31 protein-coding genes are annotated in these 25,513 nt (G+C 42.2%); 18 read left to right on the top strand and 13 right to left on the bottom strand.

Features of this window, described 5'->3' with window-relative positions:
• Positions 1-138 precede the first annotated feature (138 nt).
• Both WC080_01265 and WC080_01260 read right to left on the bottom strand, forming a co-directional pair.
• Entirely contained in the window at positions 139-1,341 is a 1,203-nt protein-coding gene (locus WC080_01265) for an ABC transporter permease (GenBank protein MFA7243906.1), read from the bottom strand.
• On the bottom strand, positions 1,338-2,006 hold the full coding sequence (locus tag WC080_01260; protein ID MFA7243905.1) for an ABC transporter ATP-binding protein: 669 nt from the start codon (positions 2,004-2,006) through the stop codon (positions 1,338-1,340). The genes WC080_01265 and WC080_01260 overlap by 4 nt, the downstream gene beginning before the upstream one ends.
• 143 nt (positions 2,007-2,149) lie before the next feature.
• Here WC080_01260 and WC080_01255 point away from each other — a divergent pair, with 143 nt between their 5' ends.
• Positions 2,150-2,311, top strand: a complete 162-nt coding sequence (locus WC080_01255) for a hypothetical protein (GenBank protein MFA7243904.1) — start codon at positions 2,150-2,152, stop codon at positions 2,309-2,311.
• A gap of 104 nt (positions 2,312-2,415) precedes the next feature.
• On the top strand, positions 2,416-3,192 hold the full coding sequence (locus tag WC080_01250) for a class I SAM-dependent methyltransferase (GenBank protein MFA7243903.1): 777 nt from the start codon (positions 2,416-2,418) through the stop codon (positions 3,190-3,192).
• A 24-nt stretch (positions 3,193-3,216) separates the two neighbouring features.
• Here the strand turns inward: WC080_01250 and WC080_01245 are convergent, their stop codons facing one another.
• Positions 3,217-3,873, bottom strand: coding sequence for a ribonuclease HII (locus WC080_01245; protein MFA7243902.1), 657 nt, complete (start codon positions 3,871-3,873; stop codon positions 3,217-3,219).
• A gap of 288 nt (positions 3,874-4,161) precedes the next feature.
• Between WC080_01245 and WC080_01240 the strand changes: the two genes are divergently transcribed.
• Complete coding sequence (locus WC080_01240; GenBank protein MFA7243901.1) at positions 4,162-4,473, top strand: hypothetical protein; 312 nt, start codon at positions 4,162-4,164, stop codon at positions 4,471-4,473.
• A gap of 5 nt (positions 4,474-4,478) precedes the next feature.
• On the opposite strand, the gene WC080_01235 is transcribed toward WC080_01240, so the two are convergent.
• Complete coding sequence (locus tag WC080_01235) at positions 4,479-4,922, bottom strand: YbhB/YbcL family Raf kinase inhibitor-like protein (protein MFA7243900.1); 444 nt, start codon at positions 4,920-4,922, stop codon at positions 4,479-4,481.
• Positions 4,923-5,150: 228 nt separating this feature from the next.
• Here WC080_01235 and WC080_01230 point away from each other — a divergent pair, with 228 nt between their 5' ends.
• The gene (locus tag WC080_01230) at positions 5,151-5,780 is read left to right on the top strand and encodes a hypothetical protein (protein ID MFA7243899.1); all 630 of its coding nucleotides are present in this window, start codon (positions 5,151-5,153) and stop codon (positions 5,778-5,780) included.
• Between the two features lie 60 nt (positions 5,781-5,840).
• On the opposite strand, the gene WC080_01225 is transcribed toward WC080_01230, so the two are convergent.
• From WC080_01225 to WC080_01215, 3 genes are all read right to left on the bottom strand, one after another.
• Positions 5,841-6,044, bottom strand: coding sequence for a hypothetical protein (locus WC080_01225; GenBank protein ID MFA7243898.1), 204 nt, complete (start codon positions 6,042-6,044; stop codon positions 5,841-5,843).
• 99 nt (positions 6,045-6,143) lie between these two features.
• Positions 6,144-7,226 carry an ABC transporter permease gene (locus tag WC080_01220; GenBank protein ID MFA7243897.1) on the bottom strand — a complete coding sequence of 361 codons (1,083 nt, stop codon included), beginning with the start codon at positions 7,224-7,226 and terminating at the stop codon, positions 6,144-6,146.
• On the bottom strand, positions 7,219-8,151 hold the full coding sequence (locus tag WC080_01215; GenBank protein MFA7243896.1) for an ABC transporter ATP-binding protein: 933 nt from the start codon (positions 8,149-8,151) through the stop codon (positions 7,219-7,221). Before WC080_01215 ends, WC080_01220 begins: the two co-directional genes overlap by 8 nt.
• A gap of 118 nt (positions 8,152-8,269) precedes the next feature.
• On the opposite strand from WC080_01215, the gene WC080_01210 reads away from it, so the two are divergent.
• Complete coding sequence (locus WC080_01210) at positions 8,270-9,037, top strand: slipin family protein (GenBank protein ID MFA7243895.1); 768 nt, start codon at positions 8,270-8,272, stop codon at positions 9,035-9,037.
• A 69-nt stretch (positions 9,038-9,106) separates the two neighbouring features.
• Here the strand turns inward: WC080_01210 and WC080_01205 are convergent, their stop codons facing one another.
• The gene (locus WC080_01205) at positions 9,107-9,460 is read right to left on the bottom strand and encodes a hypothetical protein (GenBank protein MFA7243894.1); all 354 of its coding nucleotides are present in this window, start codon (positions 9,458-9,460) and stop codon (positions 9,107-9,109) included.
• Positions 9,461-9,640: 180 nt separating this feature from the next.
• Positions 9,641-9,940: an RNA-binding protein gene (locus tag WC080_01200; protein ID MFA7243893.1), complete on the bottom strand. Its 300-nt coding sequence runs from the start codon at positions 9,938-9,940 to the stop codon at positions 9,641-9,643.
• A 290-nt stretch (positions 9,941-10,230) separates the two neighbouring features.
• Between WC080_01200 and WC080_01195 the strand changes: the two genes are divergently transcribed.
• Positions 10,231-11,397: a hypothetical protein gene (locus tag WC080_01195; GenBank protein MFA7243892.1), complete on the top strand. Its 1,167-nt coding sequence runs from the start codon at positions 10,231-10,233 to the stop codon at positions 11,395-11,397.
• A gap of 189 nt (positions 11,398-11,586) precedes the next feature.
• On the opposite strand, the gene WC080_01190 is transcribed toward WC080_01195, so the two are convergent.
• The gene (locus tag WC080_01190; GenBank protein MFA7243891.1) at positions 11,587-12,045 is read right to left on the bottom strand and encodes an MGMT family protein; all 459 of its coding nucleotides are present in this window, start codon (positions 12,043-12,045) and stop codon (positions 11,587-11,589) included.
• The gene (locus tag WC080_01185) at positions 12,026-12,556 is read right to left on the bottom strand and encodes a GNAT family N-acetyltransferase (protein MFA7243890.1); all 531 of its coding nucleotides are present in this window, start codon (positions 12,554-12,556) and stop codon (positions 12,026-12,028) included. Before WC080_01185 ends, WC080_01190 begins: the two co-directional genes overlap by 20 nt.
• Positions 12,557-12,668: 112 nt before the next feature.
• Here WC080_01185 and WC080_01180 point away from each other — a divergent pair, with 112 nt between their 5' ends.
• Positions 12,669-17,417, top strand: coding sequence for a hypothetical protein (locus WC080_01180; GenBank protein ID MFA7243889.1), 4,749 nt, complete (start codon positions 12,669-12,671; stop codon positions 17,415-17,417).
• 547 nt (positions 17,418-17,964) lie between these two features.
• On the top strand, positions 17,965-18,696 hold the full coding sequence (locus WC080_01175; GenBank protein ID MFA7243888.1) for a ZIP family zinc transporter: 732 nt from the start codon (positions 17,965-17,967) through the stop codon (positions 18,694-18,696).
• Here WC080_01175 and WC080_01170 read toward each other — a convergent pair.
• Positions 18,686-19,360, bottom strand: coding sequence for a phosphatase PAP2 family protein (locus WC080_01170; protein ID MFA7243887.1), 675 nt, complete (start codon positions 19,358-19,360; stop codon positions 18,686-18,688). The genes WC080_01175 and WC080_01170 overlap by 11 nt on opposite strands.
• 80 nt (positions 19,361-19,440) lie before the next feature.
• Between WC080_01170 and WC080_01165 the strand changes: the two genes are divergently transcribed.
• Genes WC080_01165 through WC080_01140 form a run of 6 tightly spaced genes read left to right on the top strand, consistent with a single transcriptional unit; the run spans position 19,441 to position 22,585 of the window.
• A complete protein-coding gene (locus WC080_01165) occupies positions 19,441-20,016 on the top strand; it encodes a metal-dependent hydrolase (GenBank protein ID MFA7243886.1) in 576 nt (191 codons plus the stop codon).
• Between the two features lie 23 nt (positions 20,017-20,039).
• Positions 20,040-20,324 (top strand): DUF5661 family protein, encoded by a 285-nt coding sequence (locus WC080_01160; protein MFA7243885.1) that lies wholly within the window; start codon positions 20,040-20,042, stop codon positions 20,322-20,324.
• Positions 20,297-21,388, top strand: coding sequence for a CapA family protein (locus WC080_01155; GenBank protein MFA7243884.1), 1,092 nt, complete (start codon positions 20,297-20,299; stop codon positions 21,386-21,388). Before WC080_01160 ends, WC080_01155 begins: the two co-directional genes overlap by 28 nt.
• 56 nt (positions 21,389-21,444) lie before the next feature.
• A complete protein-coding gene (locus tag WC080_01150; GenBank protein MFA7243883.1) occupies positions 21,445-22,026 on the top strand; it encodes an L-threonylcarbamoyladenylate synthase in 582 nt (193 codons plus the stop codon).
• Positions 22,027-22,077: 51 nt separating this feature from the next.
• Positions 22,078-22,239, top strand: a complete 162-nt coding sequence (locus WC080_01145; protein ID MFA7243882.1) for a hypothetical protein — start codon at positions 22,078-22,080, stop codon at positions 22,237-22,239.
• A 1-nt stretch (position 22,240) separates the two neighbouring features.
• Positions 22,241-22,585 carry a hypothetical protein gene (locus WC080_01140; GenBank protein MFA7243881.1) on the top strand — a complete coding sequence of 115 codons (345 nt, stop codon included), beginning with the start codon at positions 22,241-22,243 and terminating at the stop codon, positions 22,583-22,585.
• A gap of 20 nt (positions 22,586-22,605) precedes the next feature.
• On the opposite strand, the gene amrA is transcribed toward WC080_01140, so the two are convergent.
• Entirely contained in the window at positions 22,606-23,163 is a 558-nt protein-coding gene (gene amrA / locus WC080_01135) for an AmmeMemoRadiSam system protein A (protein MFA7243880.1), read from the bottom strand.
• 187 nt (positions 23,164-23,350) lie between these two features.
• Between amrA and WC080_01130 the strand changes: the two genes are divergently transcribed.
• The 4 genes from WC080_01130 to WC080_01115 all read left to right on the top strand — a co-directional run bounded on the left by WC080_01130 (position 23,351) and on the right by WC080_01115 (position 25,511).
• Positions 23,351-23,956, top strand: coding sequence for a ribonuclease H-like domain-containing protein (locus WC080_01130; GenBank protein MFA7243879.1), 606 nt, complete (start codon positions 23,351-23,353; stop codon positions 23,954-23,956).
• Positions 23,957-24,093: 137 nt separating this feature from the next.
• Positions 24,094-24,288, top strand: a complete 195-nt coding sequence (locus WC080_01125; protein ID MFA7243878.1) for a DUF5668 domain-containing protein — start codon at positions 24,094-24,096, stop codon at positions 24,286-24,288.
• A gap of 108 nt (positions 24,289-24,396) precedes the next feature.
• Positions 24,397-24,903: a hypothetical protein gene (locus WC080_01120; GenBank protein MFA7243877.1), complete on the top strand. Its 507-nt coding sequence runs from the start codon at positions 24,397-24,399 to the stop codon at positions 24,901-24,903.
• On the top strand, positions 24,900-25,511 hold the full coding sequence (locus WC080_01115; protein ID MFA7243876.1) for a hypothetical protein: 612 nt from the start codon (positions 24,900-24,902) through the stop codon (positions 25,509-25,511). The genes WC080_01120 and WC080_01115 overlap by 4 nt, the downstream gene beginning before the upstream one ends.
• Positions 25,512-25,513: the final 2 nt, after the last annotated feature.

The following is a 25,513-nucleotide window of genomic DNA, read 5'->3' as shown; positions in this document are numbered from 1 at the left end:
TCCCGCTGGCGGAAAACACTAAAAACCGAGGGTTTTTAGAAGTGAGCAGCGCGAATGCCCGAAATCCCTATCCCCGAACCATAATAAAAACACCAACAAATTGGTGTTTTTATTATTCCCTTTTAATTGTTGAAATCATTATCTCCCTAGAATCGCATCGAGCATTTTAGTCCGAGTAACAACTGCCGCCGGAATTAAACCAGAAAATACAGAAACCCACATTACCGCTTCGGCGCGAGCAATAAAATCAACTTTATCTAGGGCAAGAACAACATCCGTTATTGGAATTTGAAATGGATGAGCTATAAAATAAGGTGTCAGGATTGCAAAAAATATGGCCGTGCCGAGCAAAACCCCTATTACCGAATAAACGGCCGATAAAATTACATAACTAAAAATAATGATGTATGGCCGAATACCAATGGCTCGTAAAATGCCGATTTGTTTTCGCTTGTTGATAATGTCCACATATATAACTATAAAAATGGTGACAGCGGCAATTAATATGCCAACAAAGGTCATGATAACATTAATACTTGAAAAACTTTCGCTTACTGATTTCATTAGTCCAGCAACCTCGCGCCAAGTATAGACATTGCCGTCAATGTTTTTATCCTTAATACTGGAAATTACCGTATCTTCGTCATGATTATTCGCAACTTTTATAATAATCGTACTTGTTTTATCGTCGATCTCCGGGAGTAATTTTTCAAAAGCTTTTTGCGTAATAAAAGCCTGTTCATCGGCGTTAAGAAATTTTGTTTTAAAAATTCCGCGAATTGTAAACTCATATGATTGATTATTGAAAATTAATTTAACTTTTTCGCCGACTTTTGCGCCTTTGAGGGAAAATGCATTTTGTTCTACCCCGTCGCCGCCGGCAATTTGCTGGCCTAAAATAATGCCATCTTCATCATTCTCCTCAAGATAACGGCCAGCGATCATTTTTTGTGAGGTATTAGTGACTTGCGCCTCATCACCTGGCTTTATGGCTAACACCTGCCAATTGCCGGAAATTTTTTTATACTCAAGCCGTGCCGGCAGTTGGGCTTGAGCGCTTACACCAATAACCCCATCAATCGAACGTAAAGTATTAACATTTTTGGTTTTATTGCTTATAAACTCTTCCCCCTCTTTGGGAGCGATATAAATATTGCCAGTCATGGTGTTAATAATTTGTTCGTTAGTGCCTTTTATAATACCGTTAAACAAAGAGGAGATGAACAACAAGTTGACAAAAGCAATAGCCACCAGAAAAACGGTAAGGAATAATGTCCACTTTTTTCCTCGCTGTAGATATTTTAAAGTTAGATAAAAGGGCAGGCGGTTTTGACTTTTCATACTATCCTTCCGTCTGCTAATTGAATATGACGGCTGGCATAAGCCAACTCCTCCGGTTCATGAGTAACCATTACAATAGTAATATCATCTTTCTTATTTAAAGATTTAAAAATTTCCAATACTTTTTTTGAAGAGGTCGAATCCAGATTTGCTGTTGGTTCGTCGGCAAAAATAATCTTTGGGCTATTTATGAGCGAACGAGCGATCGCGACTCTTTGTTGTTCGCCGCCAGAAAGCTCTGATGGAAGCCGAAAGCATTTTTCTCTCAAATCAACTTTTTCCAATATTTCGAAAGCCTTAGCCTTTGCTTCCTTGCTTGATTCCAGCATCATTGCCGGAAGCATTACATTTTCCAGTGCCGAAAGTTCACCGATCAAGGCGTATTCCTGGAAGATATAGCCCAGCCCCCTGAGCCGCAAATCCATACGTTTTCTTTCCGAAAGGTGGGAGGTTTTTTGATTGTTAATAATTATTTCGCCGCTATCATATTCATCTAATAAAGCTAATTGATGAAGAAGCGTTGATTTTCCAGAGCCATTTCTGCCAGTAATCATCAAAAACTCACCACTCGAAATTTCAAGAGACACTTTATCTAAAGCTTTGACATTGTTGGTGCTTGAATGGTAAATCTTTATTAAATTGTCTGCTATGATTACTGATTCCATGATTTAATCATAAACTTATTTCTATCATAATAATATCGCCATCTTTTTTTCTCCGACTTTTGGTGGTTGTTTTTCCTGGTCTTGCAATAATATGGGATTCGGAAGGGATCTTTTTCGATCATTTTTCGTGCTATAATCCGGGCATGGAAGAAAAACTAGAAAAAACGGTAGTAAAGACTCTGGAGGCACTGGCCAGAATAGAACGATTCGTTGTTAAATACGGACCTGATCTTAAAAAAGTTCAGAAAGACCGAATCGCTATTAAAATTCAAGAACTACAGAACAAAATTCAAGATTTGTATTAGAGAAATCATTCGTGTTATCTGAATCGATTATTAGAACAACTTTGGATCAGTGTTTAGGATTTTTTGGCTATGATAGTATGCAGCAAATAACGAACAGGACGCAAATGGATGTTTTTAAGGGCTCATCAAAATATTACAAATATCGCCCGCAATATCCCAAAGAGGTTATCGATCTTATTGTCGCGAACCTGCCTGACAAAAAGGGCGATTTGCTTGACATCGGCGCTGGCCCGGGCACTCTTGCTATCCCTTTAAGCCATTATTTTAATCGGGTAGTTGCCGTTGAGCCAAGCAGGGAAATGATCGACGAGGGCAAAATTCTGGCTACCGAAAGGAAAGCAGAGAATATCGATTGGCTTTGTGCAAACGGAGAAGATTTAAGCGATACAATCGGAGAATTTCAGGCAGTGACCTTTGGCAATTCGCTCCACTGGATGGATTACAAAAGAATGCTTGAATTTGCCTATACAATTCTGGCTCCCGGAGGTTGTGTCGGTATAACCGGAGTCTCAACAATTTGGCAAAATACACCAGAGGTCTGGCAGCAGAAAACAATCGAAATTATTAAAAAATATCTTGGTGAAGAGAGGCGAACATCGAGCGGTTCATTTCCTAGTGTTAAGACAAAAGATTATCCGAAAATCCTGGAAGAAATAGGCTTCGAAAACGTTCGCTACGAACACTTAAAGTTTCCAAAGATCAAGGTCGCGTCAAGCGAGATTGCCCAAGAACAACATAGCTATTCTTACGCCGCCCCGGAACTTTTTGGCAATAATCTCAAAAATTTTGACGATGAGCTTAAGGAAGAACTATTAAAAATAAACCCAAATGATGAGTTTTTCGAAGAACGCACAGGAACAGTGATAACTGGACAGAAATGAAAATGATAATTAAGTTTGTACTATTCAAAACAATTTCGGATCAGAATTCAGAATCCCGCGTATGAATTGAGTTCTGTGGTGTTCGCTTGGGCCATGAGATTTCAAGGCTTCTTGATGTTTTTTGGCGCCGTAGCCCTTATTATTTTTGAAACCATATATATCACTCGGGTCTAATTCGCTCATCAATTTGTCTCTCTCGACTTTGGCAATTATCGAGGCTGCAGCTATCGAAATTGATTTATTATCACCCTTCTCCACACAAAAATATTTATATGCGAAACCTCGAAATTGCCGCCCGTCAATGATGGCAAAATCAACACTTTTTAAATTATCGAGAGCGCGCTTGAAAGCCATGATATTTGCCGCACCAATTCCATGTTTGTTAATCTCCTCGACAGATGCTGACCCTATTGCCGAATCGATCACATTTTTTCGTATATATTTCAGGATTTCTTCTCTTTCTTTTGCTTTCAACAATTTCGAATCTTTAATTTTTCGGATTCCGCGAAAGTTTTTTTCAATATCAAAAATTGCCGCTGCGGCAAAAATTGGACCAGCAAGGGCTCCTCTTCCGACTTCGTCAGCCCCAGCGACAAGTTCGAAACCTTGCTCCTGAAAATGTTTTTCAATTTCAAAAGTTGGTTTATTATTTGTGTTTTTTTGCATATATTTTGTCTGCATGATGGCGAATTACAGGACGAAACCTTTCGGGAAATATGTTGATTATGCGGTCACGAAATGCAACATCTGCTCCCAAAATCAAGAGCCCAAAAAAAATCAATGGCCAACCGGGTAATATCGGGAGTAATATTCCCAGTACTCCCAGAATTAACAAAAAAACACCTAGAACTTGTATTAAAACATAAACAAATTTGCCTTTTGTTTTTTTGTCGCCATTATTCATACAATTATCTTAGCACTAATTTCAAGCTGTGCTATAATATCGATTACTATTAAAAAGGAGATTAAATGAAAAATTTGAGCCTAATGTGGAGAGGCGTTATCAACGCAATTGGTATTGCAGCGTATGTAGTTCTGGTTGTGTTATTTCTTAATAATGGTGAAAAGATTTTCGGGAAAATGAATTCGATAATCGGAAGTGCCACATTTCTCATGGTTTTTGTGCTTTCGGCTCTAGTCGTGGGCATATTATCGGTAGGAAAACCGCTTATGCTTTACTTTGATGGTAAGAAAAAAGAAGCCATAAGCCTTCTTCTTTATACCGTTCTCTTCGTTGCAATCATTACATTAATTGCATTATTTGTAATTGCAGTTGTGTAAAACGCTTAGTCTTCTTTTTCATACAGCCCCATCAGATCCGATGTTTCGATAATATGGCCAGACATGGCTTGTTCAACCTTGTGCCGATCTGATTCTTCAGATATTTTCAGCATCGTATCCAGCGCATAGAATCGAAAAAAATATCTATGCTCTCCTTCGGTTGGGCAAGGGCCGTGGTATCCGGCATTACCAGCAGAAGTTATTCCCTCAATTGTGCCTTCGGGTGTCATTCCTTCTTTGATTTTTTTCGTCCCGGGAGGAATGTTCCAAGCAATCCAATGAGTCCAAGTATGCATCGGGGCATCGGGATCATCCATAATTAATGCTAAACTTTTTGCCTCATCTGGGACATCATCAACAATGATATCCGGCGCAATATCGTTGCCGTCACAGGTATATATTTCTGGAATTTTTTCTCCTTCTTGAAAATCGGGGCTGGTAATAATCATGGCACCTCATCTAAATCAAAGCCCCAAAGGGGTCCCTTCGGAATCAAAAATTAAAACTGAAAATAAAATCATTTAATTTTTTGTTTAACGCTATCAGAATCTTAGCCGATCAACAAAGATGTTGCATTATAATTTCTAATAAAAACTTTGAATCTTTATAAAATGGGGGTAAAATAATCCTGTGTAATAATATTTAGAACTAAATTCCAAAAGGAATATGGAGGGTTTATGCCAGAGGATCAAAAAAATACTCCTGAGGCGCCAGCACCAGCGCAAACGGCAGCGCCGCAGCCGACACAGGCCGCACCAGCCAAGAAAAAAACAAATGTAGGATTGATTATCCTGATTGTGGTACTCGTCCTTGTAGTTGTGGGTGGCGGAATTAGTTATGGAATTTATCGTTTTGTCAAAAATAGAGTCCACAATGCAGTGTCGGATGTGATCAAAGACACCACCGGTGTGAACACTGACACTACAAATATTGGCACTGATACCAATGATTATTCACAGGTTCAAGAAGTTACTCCGTCTGATTCCTTGTCGATTTCTGTTAATGCGGAAATCAAGCCAATACTTACCAATTTGTTTGGCGGAGCAAAACTTTCGCTTTGGTCATCGGCAACGGATAGTGCAACGCTGTATTATACTACAAAAAATGAAGTCAATGCCTCAAAATATTCAGACATAGAAAATGCTTTTGTAAATGCCGGCTATACCAAAACGGCGAACTACAACACAAGCGATTCGTTCAGTGCATATTTTGATAAAGGCGATATTTCGATGTATATTGTTTCCTCCGGAACACACATGTTTGATGTGGTCGTTTCCAAAATATCAACAGATACAAGCGCAGAATAAATTATATTTACAATAAGAAAAATCAGGCCAAGGCCTGATTTTTCTTATTGTTCAATTGAATTACTCTGTGGCTGGTGGTTCTTCTTCACTTTCGCCTTCGGCTCCCGTCTCTGGAGCTTTTGGAGCTTCTTCGTCGGCTGGTGCACCGAGTTCTGATTCTTCTCCACCTTCTGCATTCGCTTCTGGTGCTGCTGGAGCCTCAGTGCCTTCAGCTTCGCCACCCTCAACAGGGGTTGTTTCTTCTTGTGTCTCTTCTGGATCCATTGTGGTATCCTCCTCACTAAATATTTCAAATGGCAAATTTCACAATTCACCATATATATCATATCATTTTGTAGGGCTCGGCAATAGCCCATTTGTCCACTATTCTTCTGATAGGCGAAATCTCCAGAGCGAAAGTGCCAAACATACGACAATCCAGGCACCGACGATTGCCATATTCACTGGGTTTTGAAAAGCCGAGCCAGCTTCAAGGGCCACAGTGCGCAGGATTCTGAGAAGTGGTGCAAGTGGCAGATATTGGACAACAGAGTAAAGCCACTTGGGCAAAGAATCGATCGGAAAAAATACGCCGGCTAGAAACATCATCGGGATTCCGATAGCGGTTGCCATCCCTTGCGCCGCATCGGCGGTTTTGGCAAAGCTGGCAACCACAAAACCGATCATCTGAAATAGAAGGGCACCCAAAAGAGCGATGCCGAAAATTTCGAAGATATTTCCATAAATATGTCCGTGAAATGCATAAACGCCAAGCGCCAGAACGAGGGCAACTTGAATTAAATTTACCACTAAACGCGATAAAACTTCGGCGATGATAAATTGCCATGTCTTAATCGGGGTGGTGGTTATGCGCTTTAGTATTTTTTCCTGCCTGTAAGTGCTGATGGCAATAGAAACGCCGATAATGGAGGATTGCATGATTGCCATCCCGAGGATTCCAGCAAGAACAAAATCGAAGTAATTTAACTTTCTCTCCGAATTTATTGCCTGGGCATTAACGGAAAAAATCGGTTTAGCATTCTGAACGGAATAATTTACATTGGTAAGATAAGTATTCAGAAAAGAATTAATAATTGCCACAAGCTGTTGCGATCCGGGGTCGTAAATAACATCAACTTGTCTTGGTGAATCGGGGGTGATATCCCCAAAACCTTGAGGAATCACGACGACCGCAGAAATTGTGTTTTTCTTGATCAAATCTTTGGCTGTGTTCAAATCGCTCTCGTCCTGGACTTTGAGTAAGTCGGTTCCCTTGAGTGCAGAAACTAGACCCTGCGCTATCTGTGTGTTCGAATTGTTGATCAAGCCAATTGTGCCGGCGATGGTTGACCCGCCAAAAAAGAAGCCAAAAATTATTGTAAACATCAGCGGAAACATCAAGCTCCAAAAAAGCGCCTGTCGATTCCGGACCAGCATTTTCAGGTCTGCGATAAATAATCTAAGCATTTGCCTCCTCGTCCTCAATCGCTTTTCCTGTAAGCTCGATAAATAATTCTTCAAGTGATGCTCGCGTTACCAGTAAATCTTCGTAATTTATTTTTTCAATCTCTGATAGAGCAGTTTTTAAATCCTTGCGATTTTTAAGCTGCAACTCGTAATGGTCAGTTTTGCCATCGAATTTCACGAATTCTCCACAGCATCCGCGAATGTTTTTTTCAATGTTTGCTGGAATACCAGCGGCGACAAATTGAATTCTGAATGGATTATTTACCTTCAAGATGAGTTCGTGGACCGTGCCAATAGCGAGAATTTTTCCTCTCTCCATGATTGCAATTCGGTCGCAAAGTTTTTCTGCTTCCTCCATGTAATGAGTGGTCAGAATTATTGTTTTTCCTTGCGACTTGATTTTCAGAATAATATCCCAGAGGTTTCGGCGCGCCAGAGGGTCGAGGCCGGTGGTTGGCTCATCAAGAAAAACCACATCGGGATCATTTATGAGGCTAGCAATAATCGAGAATCTTTGCTTCTGTCCGCCAGAGAGGTTGCCGACGAAGTCTTTTGATTTTTCCCTGAGCCGGACCATGGAAAGAAGCTCATCCGTGGCGATTCTCTTCGGATAAAACCCACCAAAAAGATCAAGAATTTCTCTTAGATTTAAAAAGCTGAAATATGCTGATGACTGGAGCTGGACTCCAATCCTATTCTTAATCTCGGCAATTTCACTCTGCGAATCATGGCCAAGCACTTTGATTTCTCCGCTAGATGGTTTCCTTAACCCCTCAATCATCTCAAGTGTTGTCGTCTTACCGGCTCCATTTTCACCCAAAAGACCAAAAATTTCACCCTTTTCAACACTAAAATTGATTCCATCAACCGCAACAAGCGGTCCGTACTTTTTGGACAAATTTTTTACTTCGATTACTTTCGCCATAATTCCTTTCTTTTGTCTTTCCGTATTATACCCAAGCCGAAGCGATTGTTCTAGTTGTCCTGCCTATTGCAATTTTTCTAAACTAGCACTACATTTTAATCAATAACGAAAGGAAAAAATGAGCATAGTATGGTGGTATGTGATCGGGATTGCGGTGATATTAATCGCTGCGGCATTGCGGGTAGTTCAGCAATATGAACGGGGAGTCTGGTTTAGGCTTGGGCGGGTGATAGGAGAAAAAGAGCCAGGAATTCGGATGATTATTCCGATTATTGATCGACTTTACAAAATTTCTCTACAGATAATTACAATGCCGGTTCAATCCCAGAAAATTATCACGCGCGATAATGTTTCGATTGATGTGGCAGCCGTGGCTTATTACCATGTGGTAGATGCAACCAAATCGATCGTTGCCGTCCAAAATGTTTATGCGGCGGTAAACCAGATTGCCCAAACGACCGTGAGAAATATCGTGGGCCAATTTTCACTTGATGAGGTTCTTTCTGACACGGACAAAATTAACCAAAAAATCAAAAAAATTATCGATAGCCATACAGAAGCTTGGGGCGTGATTGTAACAACTGTTGAGATCAAAGATATTCAACTTCCTGATACGATGCAGAGAGCGATGGCAAAACAGGCAGAAGCTGAAAGGGAGAAAAGAGCAAAAATTATCGCTGCCGAAGGCGAATTTCAATCGGCGGACAAACTTGGTAAAGCTGCTGATATTATCAATAAACACCCAATTGCACTGCAGCTTCGAAACCTTCAAGTCCTATCTGAAATTTCGACAGAGAAAAATTCCACGATCATTTTTCCTGCCCAATTCATGTCTACGATCAATGACATCAAAAAGTTTATGTCGAGTGAGAACTTAAAGAAATAGGTCTAAAATAAATTGTGGGCGGTCCATGCATCAGACCGCCCGACTCGCTCGTTGAAGGCTCGGAGCTCCCTACGGGCTTGGCGCCAGGTGCTCGAGTTTGCCAACTAAAGCACAAAACTGCTCCCAGATCATGGTGCCGTCTTCCTCTGCGAAACTCTCGATCTCGAGTGCGACGCAGAGGTCATGCACTCTCTTGTTCTGGTACCGACGGGCCGTGCGGCAAAGCGAGTCAAACTCGTCTATCGAGAGGTCCCGGGCGTGCGCTGCGCGCCGGACCTGCTTCGCGAGTTCTTCCCACTCTAGCCACGAGTCCCATCCCGCATCTGCGTCCTCTTGCGCTGCTGCGACTTCGAACAACGCATGATGGACTTTTTCCTCGAGTGCCTCGAAACCTTCTAGCAATATTCTCCAGCTCTTTGTCATGGTCAGCTCCTCCTCCGCCATAGGCGGTTGAATTTTCGTGAGGGGCGGCCAGATCCGGACTGGAAAGTTGCCTTGCTGCGAGCACCGCAATACTAACGCACTGGGCGTAAAAAATCAATTATAAAAGCAAAAATCCCCCTTTGGGGGATTTTTGCTTTTATTCGCGTCAAGTAGACGAAATTATCTGTCTTCTCTCTCGCGCATTGGTCGGGCATAAGAAATTCTTAATTCTCTGCCGCCAATTTCTTTTCCATTGAGTTCTTCCAAAGCCTTGGTGGCTGTGGCTTCGTCAGCATAAGTGACGAATCCGAACCCTTTAGAACGACCAGTTTCTCTCTCTGTGATAACGGTAGCTTCAGAAACCTCGCCGGCTTCGGCGAAGATTGCTTTAAGCTGTTCATCACGGAAAGGCTGATCATCTACATTGTAGGGAAGATTTCCTACATAGAGCTTGTTGCTCTTTTCAACTTCTTGATCCATGTTTTCAGTTCGCTTTCCTAAGCGATAATTAAATCGACCCGCTTGATTGTCTCGGGGGATTTGAACGAAAGTTCTTAGCACACCTACACTCTCAAACTTGGTAATATTGTACACTAATGAAATATTTTTGTCAAATACTTTTTTCGCTTTGGAAGTGGATAAATAAAATATTTTGGAAAACGCAGCGTAAATAATTTTGAACTTAACCAGCCTTGCTATTTTCTAAAAATTGTGGTAATCCAAATGTAGCCGTACTATCCCAAAGCGAAGCCCGAAAGGAGGGCATCTGCGTGATTCACGTTTATGGCTTGCCGCATTTTGCCGTATCAAACGTCTACAAGACGAGACCGTATGGGCAAGACGAGCGGTTTGCGCCGTACCCGCTTCCAACGTTTTCCCGGTACAGTTTAGTCCCGGGCCGCAGCTATGCTCTTCCCGCCAAAGACCCCGAATTCATGGGGATTCTCCGGGGAATGGCTCAGGAAGCTGCGGAAGAATGGGCCCTGATCTATTCCATGCTGGCTGCGGCAGGTTTGACTCCCATGGTGATGCTAGCCTTTAGGGAGCTTCTGGGCCAGCAGTATTTCGATGCGATGAAGAGTGGCCCTTTCCCGACCATCAACTTCCCGGACATTGACATCTTGGTTCAAGGGTTCCCTCGGGACCTGTGGACCATGCTGCCGAATGGCACGGTGATGATGGACCTGAGCTGGCACCGCTTCCAAGCTGTGCTCGATCCGCGACATAGCCGGGTCGTCGATCCGGCTTGGGTGGAAAAGAACAACGTTGTCGACAGTATCTACGGCGAAGGCGGCCGGATACTCTTCAGGCAGTCTTTGGCAGTTGTGTTCGACAAGGTCGAAATGCCTGGACCAGAAACGTTGAAGGCGTTGGGAGAAGATCGCTATGAGCTCAAACCGCCGCCGATACAGCCACTCAAGGATCTGGGAATGGCAGTGCTCGAACTCCCGGAAGTATCAGCTACCTTCCTGGATGGACAAGCGAGCAAGATGGGCTATGGCGCCGACAACCACATCGATCGGTTCTTCGCCGTAATTGAAGACCGTCGAGGTGGCTTGCACCTGCTTGCTGACCCCTTGATCTGGTCTGGCTTCCAGGGACAGAGAAAACCGCCAAAGTACAACCCTGATTCGACGCTTCGTGAGTGTCGTCGTCGGGCCATACGCGCTGGCATCGAGTTCCATCGGATCAAACGAATCCACCATCCACTGGCTATGGGCGTCTATCAGACCGCGGACGGCAGAGTGGTCATGAGTGGAGGGGAGCCAGAGCTTCAGCAAGTAATAACGGATCTTGTGGGTGACGACCAGGTCGTCATTAGTGAGAAACCGCTATACCGATATGGAGCATGGTACTACGCGGGCATTCGCTGCCTGATCAATGAGGCTCCCGACTACTTCGCCAATGACCCGCCTAGGGTCCTGAAGGCCGGCTAAGTCCATCCTGCTTTTCGGGGTACCTCTTTCCACGAATCTCAAATTGGAGCTCCACGCTCCGAAGAAGTATCCAAGTTCCCGCCCTCCCCGGCGGGTTCTTGATTTTTAGCCCCAAATTGTTAAAAATGCTTTATACTGCACGTATTAAAGCATTTGAGACTATTATTGGAATTAGTTGCGATGAAAGGTTTAGGCCAAATATTTTTCAAAATCTTCGACGAAATACTTTTTACCTCGTTTCTTGATCGTAAAACCTTCGTCCTCAAGGATCTTTTTCTGAAGATCGCATTCACCGGGGAATTTGGGATTGAGCGATCCGTCGGATTTCAATGTTCTCCACCACGGCGTGATGTTCTTTTTGCCCTCTTCGCGTTGTTCCTCAGCGGCGTGGGCAGCAATCCAGGAAAAAATCCCGCATGTTAGGGGACAGGCGATATCTGAGCCATGCTTTTTTGCGATCTTCTGCCTGATTTCATTGATCGTAATGATCTTGCCCTTCGGCACTTTTTTCATTATTTCATCAACCTCGAGCGGTGCTGGCACCGTCATCGTATCGCCATGCCAATGGATCCGGGCATTTTTGTTCAGCTTTCCCGTTTTTGGCAAGTCTTTTGAATCATGCAATTTTTCAGTCCAAGTTTTTCCCATAATCTTCCTTTCTTAATATTCCATATACTAAGGATGTTTTTTTCCTGAAAACGAATAATTTCCGTACAAATTCGGTCATTACAGCCAGATTTAACGTTTTCTTGGTCGAATGCCAGATCACCGGCCATGGCATCTGGAAAAAGTTTTGATATATATTAAAAACGGCTTTTTCCATCATCCCAATCACTAACGGATTTCTGCTCACAATATAAATATTATACTGATGAATCTTTAAATACCCGAACGCTTTATCGAACAATTTTCTGCCAATTCCTTTGCCGCGAAGGCGGGGGAGAACAATAAAGTCGGCAATTTCCGCCCAATCTTTGCCAAAATAATCCAAGGCGCAGACACCGCCTATCCCTTTTTCATCTTCAAATACGAACATCTTATCAAATGATCTCCAGCGATTGATCGGCACTGCCACAATATTCGGAGTGTTTCTAACTTCGTTTGTTAGTATTTCTGATTCCTTTTTGGTCAATCTTCGGAAAACAATTTCCCTGGTCATTTTTTCTCCAATTGATTTTTTAAATTATACTCCACTATTCCAAAATATTAATTTCGGGTTTACAATAATACATATAGAATCACGGTTCAGCTGATTTTAAGTTTGAGGGGATATGTTCGAACGCCTGAAACAAATCTCAAAACGCAAGCTAATACTTTACGCCGGTCTTTTTGTATTTGTCCTTCTTGCTTCCGGCTCCATTGCAGCCGCCAAATTCGGATATTTTCCTAAGCTAGCTAATGTTCTTCATATCAAGGCCGATACAATAGCTGCTTGGCCACAAACATATACAGTATGTAATGCCGGCAGAGCGGAATTTAACGGGTATTATACATATACGGGGACGAACGACACCTCGGAAGGAAATCCGGGGGTATATTACCGAATGGACAGTAATCACACTATCAATCTTATCGATTATCCTTGGTCAGGACAGAGAGTTTGGTCAGTGACCAATTATGGTTTTTTAGGCTATGAAAGCGGCGCATGGAATAATAGCCCACCGCCGGAAGGCACCTGGGGCACGCACGATCCGGGAACATACGGAAATAGCGCAACTATTAAAGTTGGAAAAGTCGACCCAGCTACCTGTTCCGCAAATATGGGAATATTGCATGGGCAAGTAACATCTTACGTCGATGGTGTTCAAAAGAATCTGGATGGTGTAACTATTAATGTTCTGGGATCCAACGATGTGGTAAATATCTTGCAAACCACTGTCGTCAAAACTGCAACTACTTCCGGTACTACGCTCTACAATTATTCTATTTCAGACATTCCTGTCGGTAATTACACTGTGACTGCCTACAAGGCCGGATATAATTCTCAGCCCACCAGCCGTTCCGTTACTATTTCTTCCGGGGCTACTTCGGAAGCAAATTTCATAATGGCAAGCACGGCTTCTCCGAAGCCAATTGTAAATCTTAAGACAGCGGGCGGTGCCAGCGCCGTAACGATGCAGAGGGGCACAACTACATCACTAACTTGGACAATAACAAATGCAACACTCAGTCTATGTACCGCATCGCCAAGCGGGTGGTGGAATAATACATTGAGTGGCAGTGCAAATATCTCTCCCTTGGCTACCACAATATATTCTCTGACTTGCACGAGCTCCGCCGGTTCTGGTTCTGGTTCGGTAAATGTTACGGTCTCGGATCCAACACCAAATCCAACAACCCCCACACTCAATGCTACATTGACTGCCACCCCAACTTCAGGAACGGCGCCTTTGTCTGATACATTGACCGCAACCGCTTCCGGGACCGCTACAGGGACTTTGAACTATACTTTTTGGTGGAATTGTGACAATCAGGGCAATTTTATCAGCAGTATTATTACTGTTTGCGGTGATCCGGCTGATTCTAGATATGGGGTTAAATTTGATAATGTCACGGATTTGACCAAAACGGTCAGCCATACCTATACGGACAGCGGTACGTTTAAGCCCAAAGTTATTATTGAGAGGGATGTTCTCGGAGCGACCGCAGTCGCTCAAGTCGTAGCGGATCCCGCCGCAACAGAGCCCAATACCTTTAAGGCACAAGGCAGAGTTGTGATGAAAGGTACTGGAGAATTAATTAGCGGAATTGGAGTTGATATCCAGCTTTCTGGCACCGATAAGCACTTTAACACAACATCTCAAGCGGCTTCGATTGATGCAAACAACGGCGCGAATTACAAGATTGCAGATATTCCCATTAGCTCCGATAGCTACAAAGTAACCTATACGATTCCGGGATATTTGAAATTTCTAAATAATACTGACTCTATTAGAATCTTCAGGAAGTCGGAGATTATAAACGGCGTAATCACTCTTCCTGATCTATCGCTTGATATATATTATCTTGGCATCAAGGTGGCAGTGAAAGACGGAACTTACCCAACCTCCCCCGTGCTCGGCGCTCAAGTGACCGTCTTTGATCGTGGATGTAGCTACCTGAATGTGCCCTCCAAGATAACGGATCCCCAGGGAAAAGCGTACTTTTACAGCCAGGATATTTTCGATTATTTGGCGTGGAAGTTTCACGGATGTGCTCCAGTACCGATGATCAAGGTCACAAAGGTGGGTTACTACGATTTTATTGGCTATCCCAACACGCGAGGAGACGAAACTATTGTAAATTTGCAAAGGGCGCAGACACTTGATCGCGAAATAAAAGTTCAGGTTTTGGATCAAGATAGTAAACCAATCGTCGCTGCTCAGGTTAATGTGCGAAGGAATATTTCTGACGAAAATCCTATATCGAAAAATACTGACACTTCTGGGTATGCATCCTTTACAAATGTCACCGGTGTCCTGACTGTTGATGCCTTCAAAACTGGATATCTGCAAAACTCTTCAAGCCGTATCACGCTTGATGTAGGACTTACGGGCAAGATTTCTATTACACTTTCTTTGCAAAAATATATAACATCAGGTCTACCGGCCTCGATTATGGTGGCTGACTCCAAAACACTTAAAGCCATCGGTGACGCCGAAGTTACGCTAAACGGCCAAGGTGTCGTTCAAACAAAAATTACCGACTGGTTAGGGAAGGCAAATTTTTCGTTTGAATTAGGGAAAACCTATACTGCCAAAGCAACAAAAAATGGCGCTTCCAAAACCCAAAGTTTCACAATACCGCAAAATTATTTTTCGCTGACCCTCGATCAACAGAAAGATTTTGCCGCCAGGAATCTATTGATGCTATTAGACACCGGCCAATCTGAGTTTTCGCCCGTACCGATTAAAGTTATTGACGAGAGTGGTAAAAGAATTGCGGGGGCCACTGTGGTAAATAAGCTTAACAACTACTATTTTTCCAATCTCGGATTCACAGATGCCGCTTACATTGGAACATCGTCTTCTGGTCTCGATTTAAAATTAAAAAACGATTTTAGCCTTTACGAGAGTTATTCGAGCTATTTGCAGCCCAACAGGACGCCAATTTCTCCCCCTGCCGGGATTGTGCCTCAAGGGTTTGCCGAGGGACAGCCGCTGGATCTCATGGTGTTGAAACAGGGATATAAACTCCTACATACAACCGCCGTGGTCGAAAAAGACGTCGAAACACAACAACCAAAGGTCATCGTCCTAACTCTTCAAAAGGCCCCCGCCCTGGAAGCTCAGGCGGGAATATATGTCTATAACTACGACTACTTCAAGGATTGCGATTATACTGACCTTTATCTGGAAAAGAAAACTGCCGACGGATCGTGGTCAAAGACAGCCGACAAGGCTTTTCTGGCCGTCAATGATTTTGGAGAAGAAACAGCCAAATTTGTTCCGACAAGCGCTGGCACATACCGCGTGGGAATAAATAAGCACAACGCCAAGTCCCCGCCGGTAGAATTTACTCCAGGCTATGATAACTGGACTCGTCTCGGTGATGTCGAAGACCTTTGCAGCCCTGATGACAACAGTTTATTAAAAGATTACGGCGATGGTATTTATATGATATTCAAGCCCAAGACTATATATGGGCAGCATAGCTCAATTTTCGATGAAGCGGCACAATCACTCCGTAGGTTAAAGTCACAATCTAAGGATGTCCGCCCTGTTGTGATTGGCTTCCTGCCAATGGGAAAAATTGAAGGATACCAGTGGAACGGCATGTGGAATTGCGCTAAAATTGGCAAAGACGTGAAGCCGATCATTTTTTCTACCGAGCTTTTAGACTTTTCACTGGCTTCAGACCCGACCGGTGCTGATGTTGGCGCTACCATCGCCCATGAGTACGGCCACGCTGTTAATGAGAAAATTAGGAATTCAACTCCAAGTATATATGCACCATGGAACGATCTTTACAACCGGGTTATGGCTGGACCGGATAAAGGTTGTGTGATGGGAGCGATAACGGATTCGAATGTTGAGCTGATGCCTGGGGATACAGGAGGACACCCGTGGGACAATGATAATGAATTCTTTGCAAGCTTTTACTGGGCTTATTTCATGCAGCACGGACGGCTTCATGGGATTATTAGAGACCATACTACTGGTACGTGCCAAAATATTATGAAGTATATGTGGCAATGGTTTGCTGACAATGTCGGTAGGGTTGACCCGGATGATGGCCAGGTGTTCAAATCGGTTGGCGGAAGCGTCACCGGCATCCCATATACCTACGCCCAGATTTCTAATGGTTCTTGGATCCAGAGTACTTACGACAAACTGCCGTTATCTCAAAAAGTAAGTATTCAGTATCAAAGAATTCTAGCTCCCGTAATAAGCTCAGTACGGGCGACCGTAGTTTCCGCCATTCAAACCTTAAATAATTGGGCAGATAGTGCTTTAGCAGCCCTACACATCACAAATTTAGGATCGGTCCAGGGGACGCTGCGTAGCGCCAGTGATTCAACAATTCTCGCCAATTACGTCATCCAAATTGGTCCGAAAGCCGCAATCACAAACGGTCAAGGCTACTTCATAATTCGAAATATCCCATCTGGTAGCCAGTTAATTAGTTCAATTCGGCAGCGAGGTACTGGAAAATTGTGTGTCAACTCTCGTCCAACAGGAATCAACATTCTTACAGGTAGAATGGCGACGACGACAATACGTTGTACAACGCAAGCAGCTGCTCCTCCCGCATCTCTCGCCGTAACGCTCAATGCAACTCCCAGCTCTTTGATTGTAAACAATACTCAAACAGTTGCCCTTACCTCAAATGTCACCGGTGGCGCCACAGGCACTAAGACCTACTCCTACTACTGTAAGATTGGCAACACTACTCCAGTCAGAGTGCTTAAGGACACTCCAACCCTATCCGGGGTCTGTACATATACTGCAGCCGGCACCTATACTGCCAAAGTGACAGTCCAAGATAGTGCTGGGGTGACTGCTTCTGCAACTACTCCTATCACAGTTACAAATCCATAGCGAACGAGTTCCAGTTTAATATCTTCATTTTTATGCAATAGGGAATATTTATTCTTTGATTGATGGTGGTAGTTTAATCCCTGCGTTCTACAATTTTTGTGGATAACTTTTTGTTTTATCGTTCTATTGTGCCTTTATTATTAATAAAAATATTGTTGCCTTAATATTGACAAATCACAATATATATTGTAGAGTATTTTTGTTACTACTCTTCCGCTGGAGGTGGCATATGTTGATTTTCCCTGCTTGGGAAGAGGCGGAGGAGTACTTCCGCCGACAGAGGTCGAAGGGAGCCGTGGTTTGCTCCCCTCCCACTCCGCAGCAGCAGGCTGCCCACGCGATGTGGGTTGGCCAACACATTGCCGGAGAGCGATGGCGTGGCGGAACTTCCGTCGAAGCGTCATCCTCTGGCAACACCATCCTCTCGCCAGCAATGGCGAATGGGATTGCCGGCCTCTAGGCCGAGTCCCCGCGAATTTCGTCACCCGTCCCCGGTTTCCGGGGGCGGGAGTTTCTTTTTAATGGCTAAATTTGATAAAATATTTTTATGGAATATGCAGTTTTATATGGAGCAATTTCTGGACTTGCACTCGTCGGTGGGGCAGCTGTCGGCATATATTTTAATTTCTCACAACGGGTAATAGCTCGTTTCATGGCATTTGGTGCCGGGGTTTTGGTTTGCGCCCTCACCTTTGGGCTAATGGAAGACGCCTTTTCTTTTGGTGGTTTTGATGCTGTAACCATCGGCTTTCTTATCGGTGGCTTGGCATATGTTCTTGGGGATTATTTACTTCATTTTTACGGAGGACGTAATCACAAACGAAGAAAAATGATCGAGACTGGTGCAATAACCAATGGCCGCGCAATCACTCTGGGGGCAATTCTGGATGGAATACCCGAATCGGCAGCTCTCGGCATATCTTTGTTTGCGGGGCATGGCAGGGGCTTCCTGATGGCAATGGCGATCGTTATATCCAACTTCCCGGAGGGAATTTCATCCATTACTGGGCTTAAGAAAGAGGGCTATTCCAACAAAAAAATATTCACCACCTGGGCGATCGTAGCGATCACAACTCTAGTGATAACAATATTGAGTTACATATTTCTTACCGACATCGATCCGAACAACATTGGTATTATCGAAGCGTTTGCGGCCGGTGCAATTCTCGCCATGTTAGCGGACACGATGATGCCGGAAGCATATGAGGAGGGTGGATTTTCGATCGGAATAATTACCGTTTTAGGATTTCTGGCTGCTTTTATTTTAGCTAAATTTTAATTCGGTCAGATATTTTAAATATTGGTTTTAGATAAAAATACAAAATCATACAAAGTATGATTATTCCTACAAGGTAGCCTCCGATAACGTCGGATATCCAATGTGATCCGAGATAAACCCGCGAAAAAGAAACTAAAACCACCAAAATTGTAGAAATTGATGCTAATGCAACTCTAATCCAGAGTTTTATTTTTTTATTTATAATCATCGCAGCTATCAAAAATCCGAAAAAAATTGTAAAGAAAACTACGTGCCCACTAGGGAAACTCGGAGAGGATTGCTGGTCGATTATTTTGACGACATCAGCTGGAGGCCGCGGCCGGCCGATGATCAGTTTTGCTAGTTCTTCAATTGGAGTACCGACAACAGTTATCAATATATAAATTGATTCACGGAAATAGCCGAAAAACCAGAATAAGAGAGCAGAAAGCACAATCATAACTCCGGCAACGACTGGTATCCCCAAAAAGCTGATGGACCTAAATATGCTAAAAAAAAGCGTTCGGCTCAAACCTGTGTCACCTTCCGATTGCAAATCTCGGGAAAAGGCAATATCAATGTGTGAAATTGGATGATAGTACACAAGGTAGATCAAAATTGCTAAAAGCGTGGCGGCTATCGCAATAATAATAATTGAATATTTTCGGAGTAATTTCTGTCTCATAAAAGGTTTGATATAATTTTCTCATAATCTATTTTATCGGGAATGCTGGATTGTTTCCATATTATTTATTTGGGATGTAAATGACCGGAAAAACCCATAAAGCAATTGGTATCACAATAGGAATGGGAAGCTTTATTGCAATGCAAGATGCTAGCTATATGCCGGCGACATTTGCAGCGGTTTTATTGTTCTCTTATTTTGGTGCGCTTTTGCCTGATATCGACCAGCCGGCTTCGGAAATTTGGGATAAATTACCATTTGGTTCAGGGCACGCGGTTGGCCATCTAGTTGATCCGTTTATCAAACATCGTAATATCACACACTCAATTCTTGGTTATGCAATCTTTAATATTTTGATAATTTTACTGCTGAATTCGCTTCCCTTGTATTGGGGTGTTTTACCGGCTCCGGTCATCATAGCTTTTGGGCTTGCTTATCTGGCCCATCTTTTAGCCGACATGTTTACGGTTGAGGGAATCCCATTGTTCTATCCTTGGAAACGCTTTTTCGGCATTCCGCCTAAGCCATTTGATGGAATCAGAATCGAAACCGGGCATTGGTTTGAAAATCTAATTATTTTTCCTGTTGCCAATATTATTTTAATATCATTAATAGTCTCAAATTGGTCAAATCTTCATATGATATTATTTAAATAGTTTATAAAGTCCATGAAGGAGAAATTATGCCAAAGGAATCATTTTCTGCGGAAGAGGCAAAAGAAATTGGAGAAAGATTGGGCATCGATTGGTCGCGTTTTGATATTGAGCAGTATCGCAAGGGGATGGGTGTTGAATTAGAACATGGCAATCGCGATGAAGCCACGAATGTAACCAGTGATGATTCTCTTGTAACCGGAAAAATCGCTTTGGCGCATCTTAATGAGTATCCTGATTACTATGACCGGCTCGAAAAATTAGAAGCAGAAGCGGAGGATTTTTGGAACAAAAAAGAAAACCAAAATTAATTCGCCTGCTAATTTTTATCGCCTTGATCCTTCTTGTTGCAAGCGGTTTTTATTACTTTTCAAAAAGCAGAACAAGCGATAAACCCGCTAGCGCGACAGAAATTAAGACGAATTCTGCCAACGAGACTCCACAAGAATCAAAACCTGCGGAGATTGCCAAGACCACCTTTGCTTTTGGTGGCGACTTGATGTTCGACCGGAATGTCTGGCACAAATACAAGGATATCGGTTTAAACCGGATTTTTGATAATTTAGATATTGCGATTTTTAAAAATTCCGACATCGCATTTGCAAATCTGGAGGGGCCGATCTCGGCAGGCGAAATCAACGATGATTATCTTTCCGGCAGCATGAATTTTAACTTTCCGCCTGAAACTATCGATACGCTAAAATATCTTGGTTTGAATATTGTTTCGCTTTCCAACAACCACACGATGAATGCTGGCACAAATGGGTTTGCTAACACAAAAAAAGTTCTCTCTGAGTCTGAAATAAAGTATTCCGGCAGCCAAAATGATTTTGACTCCACAAATATTGTCGAGCTTGAGACTAAAATTCCAATCGCAATTATTACAGCCGACATTCTAGTCGGTTTGGATAATTCTGAAATTGTAAATTCAATCAAAGCCGAAGTTATAAAGGGCGAGCGCGTAATTATCATCCCGCATTGGGGGGTCGAATATCAAAGTATTCACAATAAAACACAAGAAAACATGGCCAAATCCTGGATTGATGCCGGAGCAACAATGGTTATCGGGGGGCATCCGCATGTTGTACAAGATGTACAAGTCTATAATAACCGACCGATAATTTACTCTCTCGGAAATTTTGTCTTTGATCAATTTTTTTCGCCCGAAACCCAGCAAGGGCTTATAATTTCTGGAGACATAGATGAATCAAGTATGACATTGAAATTTTCCCCATTCACCTCGACAAATGTAAAACCAGCCCTTGACACCGGGAGTACAAAATTAGCTAGGATCAAAGCCATTTTCCCTGACGATGAAGAATTTAACTCATTAAAAATTGCAGATGATTCTATAAAGATAGACCTAACTAAATAATTATGAAAAATGTAGTAATTCTTCCGCGACCGCGGTGAAATTGCTACAAATAAACAATGAAAGACGCTGTAATTATCAAAAAAGCCGTTCAGTCACTTCGTTCTGGTGGAGTTATCGGATATCCGACGGATACAACATATGGCATAGGCTGTGTGGTTTCCAACTTAGACGCCGTCGATAAAGTTTTTGAATTGAAAGGGAGAGATTTTTCAAAGCCGATGTCTTTGGCGTTTTCGTCTGTTGAAATGATTAAGAAGTATGTTAAATTGCCGGAAGAGTATGAGAAAATCTTACGTAAATATCTGCCTGGGCCATACACATTTCTCCTTCCAAAAAACGATTTGGTTAGTGAGAAAATCACAGCGGGGTTTGGTAAGGTTGGTGTAAGAATACCAAAATATGATCTTATCATAAAAATTATTGAGGAATTGGGTGAACCGATAATCACAACGTCCGCGAATATTTCTGGTGACCCGGATATAGTTCGAAGTGATGACTTGAAATTACTGGTAGATTTTATCGTATCGGGCGATTGCACGATCAAGATTCCGTCTACATTGATCGATCTGGAAACAAAATCCATACTTCGCAAAGGAGCAAGTCTCGATACCGCCAAAGAAATTATTGCAGGAATTTGATATAATGTAGATAGTTATGTTAATCCGCCAGCTGGCGGAAAGGGAGGAAATGTGAAAAGCAAAGGACTTTCAATGACAGCTATCGTGCTGTCGGTAATCGCTGCGGTTTTAGCGCTTCTAGATGCGCTTGGAGTCGGAGTCTGGCTATCAGCCTCTTCATGGTTGATAGTGGCGGTGGTCTTCGGCGTTTGGGCAATCTACACGAAGGAGTAATATGCCTTCAAAAAATGTGAAAGGCAAAAAGGGGATAATTTTTTGGCTCGGCATTTTTCTCGGTGCGTTACTTGTTGCCGTATCTATTTGGTATGTAATTGCATCTTATGTGGCTACCCATGATGCGGCTTTTTCCGGACTTGTAATTATTCCAACAATTTTATTTCTTGCGGGCTTGATTGTTGCATTGTTTTCAAAAAAAGCAGGCGCCATTGCCTACGGAGTATTATTTGCTCTTGTTCTTGCAACTTCGATCGTTCAAGGGACGTACTGGGTACTATATATAATCCCGGCTTGGCTTTTTCTTGCCGGCACATGTATTACGATCTCGATTTGGGAAAAATAATTGGCATCTCAAATCTTTTACTACTCTTGAATATCATCGACATTATATGTAAAGATTTCGGCATCCGGACGAGCCCACGCATCAGCCAGAAGGCCAGCTTTTTGGGAGAGGGTCGACATAAATTCATTTGGTTCCGGTAAATCTTCCCAGACCTGGGGTAGATAAGTTGCTTGGTTCATTCCAACCTGTAGGATCAAACCTGGCTTATTCCTTTCGATTTCTTCCAAAAACGTTTTAGGCGATTTGATTTGCATGTGTTTTGCCTCACCCAAGACCGAAATTTCAATTTTAATCTCATTAAGTTCGGACTCAGCAAGCTGTGGAAACCTATGATCGGAAAAAGCGGCATTGAGTGAATTATTAATTACGTCCTCATATATTTTTTTCTTCGCGATCAGTGAACCGATGCAGCCACGCAATTCGCCATCTTTTGTTAACGTAACAAATGTTGCTCCTAGTTTATTTGTTTCGGCCGGAGCATTAGATTCATCAACTTTCAATTTTCCTTTGCCCCTAAAGTAATTCTCGAGCGATTTTCGAGCGATTTTTAACAAAAATTGTTTAGATTCGGTTTTCATAATGAAACTTAAAACTAATAACTATTAAGTAAAGACCAGGATATACACATAATATTACAATCGCAGAAAAATTGCGCTATATTAATATAAACATAACAAAACTGATAACTAATCAACAAAACTGATTTTCGGATGGTTATTCGTTTTTAGTTGTTACATATTACATAATAGACAAGAAAGGTGCCTTTTGAAACTATTTTTGGACATCGAGACTTTGCCGGCAGCCGGCGATAAATTAGAACTTCTCAAAAAACTTTGGGAAGAAACGAGCAGAAAATCAACAAAAGAAAAAATATCATTTGATGATTATTTTCGCTTAACTTCACTTTCGGGAGAGTTTGGCAGAATTTTTTGCATCGGTTATGCCACCGATGACAAACCGACGGATTGTGTTTCTGGCGAAGAAAGGGAAATTCTTATTAAGTTCTGGGAACTTGCAAAGAATGCTGATTTATTCATCGGGCACAACATTATAGACTTTGATTTGAGGTTTATTTATAAGCGCTCGATCATTCTTGGCGTGAAACCATCTAAGGATTTGTCGTTTGCCCGTTATCGCAATAATCCGATCTTTGACACGATGAAGGAGTGGGAAAAATGGAGCAATGGATGCACAAGTCTGCACAAGCTAAGCTTAATCTTGGGAATTGCTTCGCCGAAAGAGCAGGGGATTGATGGCGGAAAAGTTTATGATTATTTCCTCTCTGGTAAGGGCGATGAAATTATTGAGTATTGTAAGCGTGATGTTGAAGCTACAAGAGCTGTTTATGAGAAAATAACTTTTAATAATTGAGAATATATTCTATTATGTAGCTGAAGCATGTTGAAGGCAAAAGCCTGTTAGCAGAAGTTTGACAATTTTTAATAATAAAATAGTGGGTAGTTAGCCGTATGCGGCGGTCAAATTTTCACTACCCGGAAGGAGCGAATATGTGGTTCGGAATTGTGCTTATCGTTGTTGGAGTTGTTTTTCTTCTGCAAAACCTTGGATATGTTACTGGTGAGGTCTGGAATATCGTATGGCCGGCATTCATAATTCTTCTTGGAATTTCAATCCTCCTCAAAAAGGACAAGAAAATTATTGTTAGCGCTGAGAAAAACGAAGAAGATAAAGATAATAAATAGTATTTTTGTCTCAGATTCCCTCACTGAAGAGTCTTAAGATCGATGATTAAATAAAAATTATCACAAATAAAATTCATCAATCGTTATCTGGCTAGATTAAAAATCAGTGTGGTTAAAATGAAATCATCAAATATTGCTCTCGCAGTCGCAATAATCGCACTCCTTTTGGGGGGTGGGCTATATCTTTATGACCAGAAGACTTCAAATGAGAGATCCCTAGTGTCAAATGGTCCAGTTTCATCAGACGAAGATAATTCGAAAGACGAAGACCAAACAAATGTAGCTCCTTCTCCCCAAAAAATAAATCTAAAAGCGGTGGGGACTGAAGCGAGTGGAATATCTGGAAGGGTTTATGCAAACAGTGAGTTTATACTGACTATCAATGCCCAGTTGCCAAATTTAGAACAAGGGTGGTCATATGAAGGATGGGCATACAAATCAGCCAATGAATCGTCCGAACCTTTGTTTCTTGGAAAATTGGATGATGATGGTGGCACGTACTACCTAGAATATCGCAAGGGTGAAGACATGAGTAGTTATGATCATATATATGTATATCGCGAAAACAATATGGGGGAAGCAGCGGGAGTTGTAATTTTGGAAGGGCAATTTTGAATAGAAAAATATATTTATTGGCGTTTATCATATGTTTGGCGGGGGTAGCCTCGCTAGTTTTTATTTTCAGGGGCGATCTTTCCAGAAATGTACCAAAGGGAGATATCGTTTCAGAAAAGATTATCCATCTTAACCTGGATCAAGACAAGAAAGATGAATCGGTCAGCTTGAAAAGCTACAAAGAGGGCGACAATACGATATTTATTCTTACCATTTCGAAATCATGGTTTCTTGCTCAGTCAGTTTCACTAAGCGGTTTTCAGGATGAGGTGAAATTTTGTGATCCAGTGTCGTATAATTTTTCCGACGATAACTTATTGTGCCTGATTGGAAATGTTGGCGCTCATAGCCAAAATATTCAATTTGTGGCATATAAAGACAGAAAAATTGATGTGGTTAAATTCAAAACTGAGAGTGGGGAAACCGCAAATATGGTGTCGGATGAGCCGAATTTTGCTATTAACCATGATTTAAACTTGATTCATGTTGATAATAGAAATTATGAACTTGATCCGTTATCCGACGCTTTGCGCACCACTTATAGATACCGAAATGGCGTATTTACATTTGTTGAAACCAGCGATATAGTTTTGGGTAGCAGCATATAAAT

The organism is Patescibacteria group bacterium (assembly GCA_041674405.1).
Taxonomy (GTDB): domain Bacteria; phylum Patescibacteriota; class UBA1384; order XYA2-FULL-43-10; family XYA2-FULL-43-10; genus JBAYVT01.
Note: the sequence above shows the minus strand (reverse complement) of the source record. Positions and strands in the feature narration are given on the sequence as shown.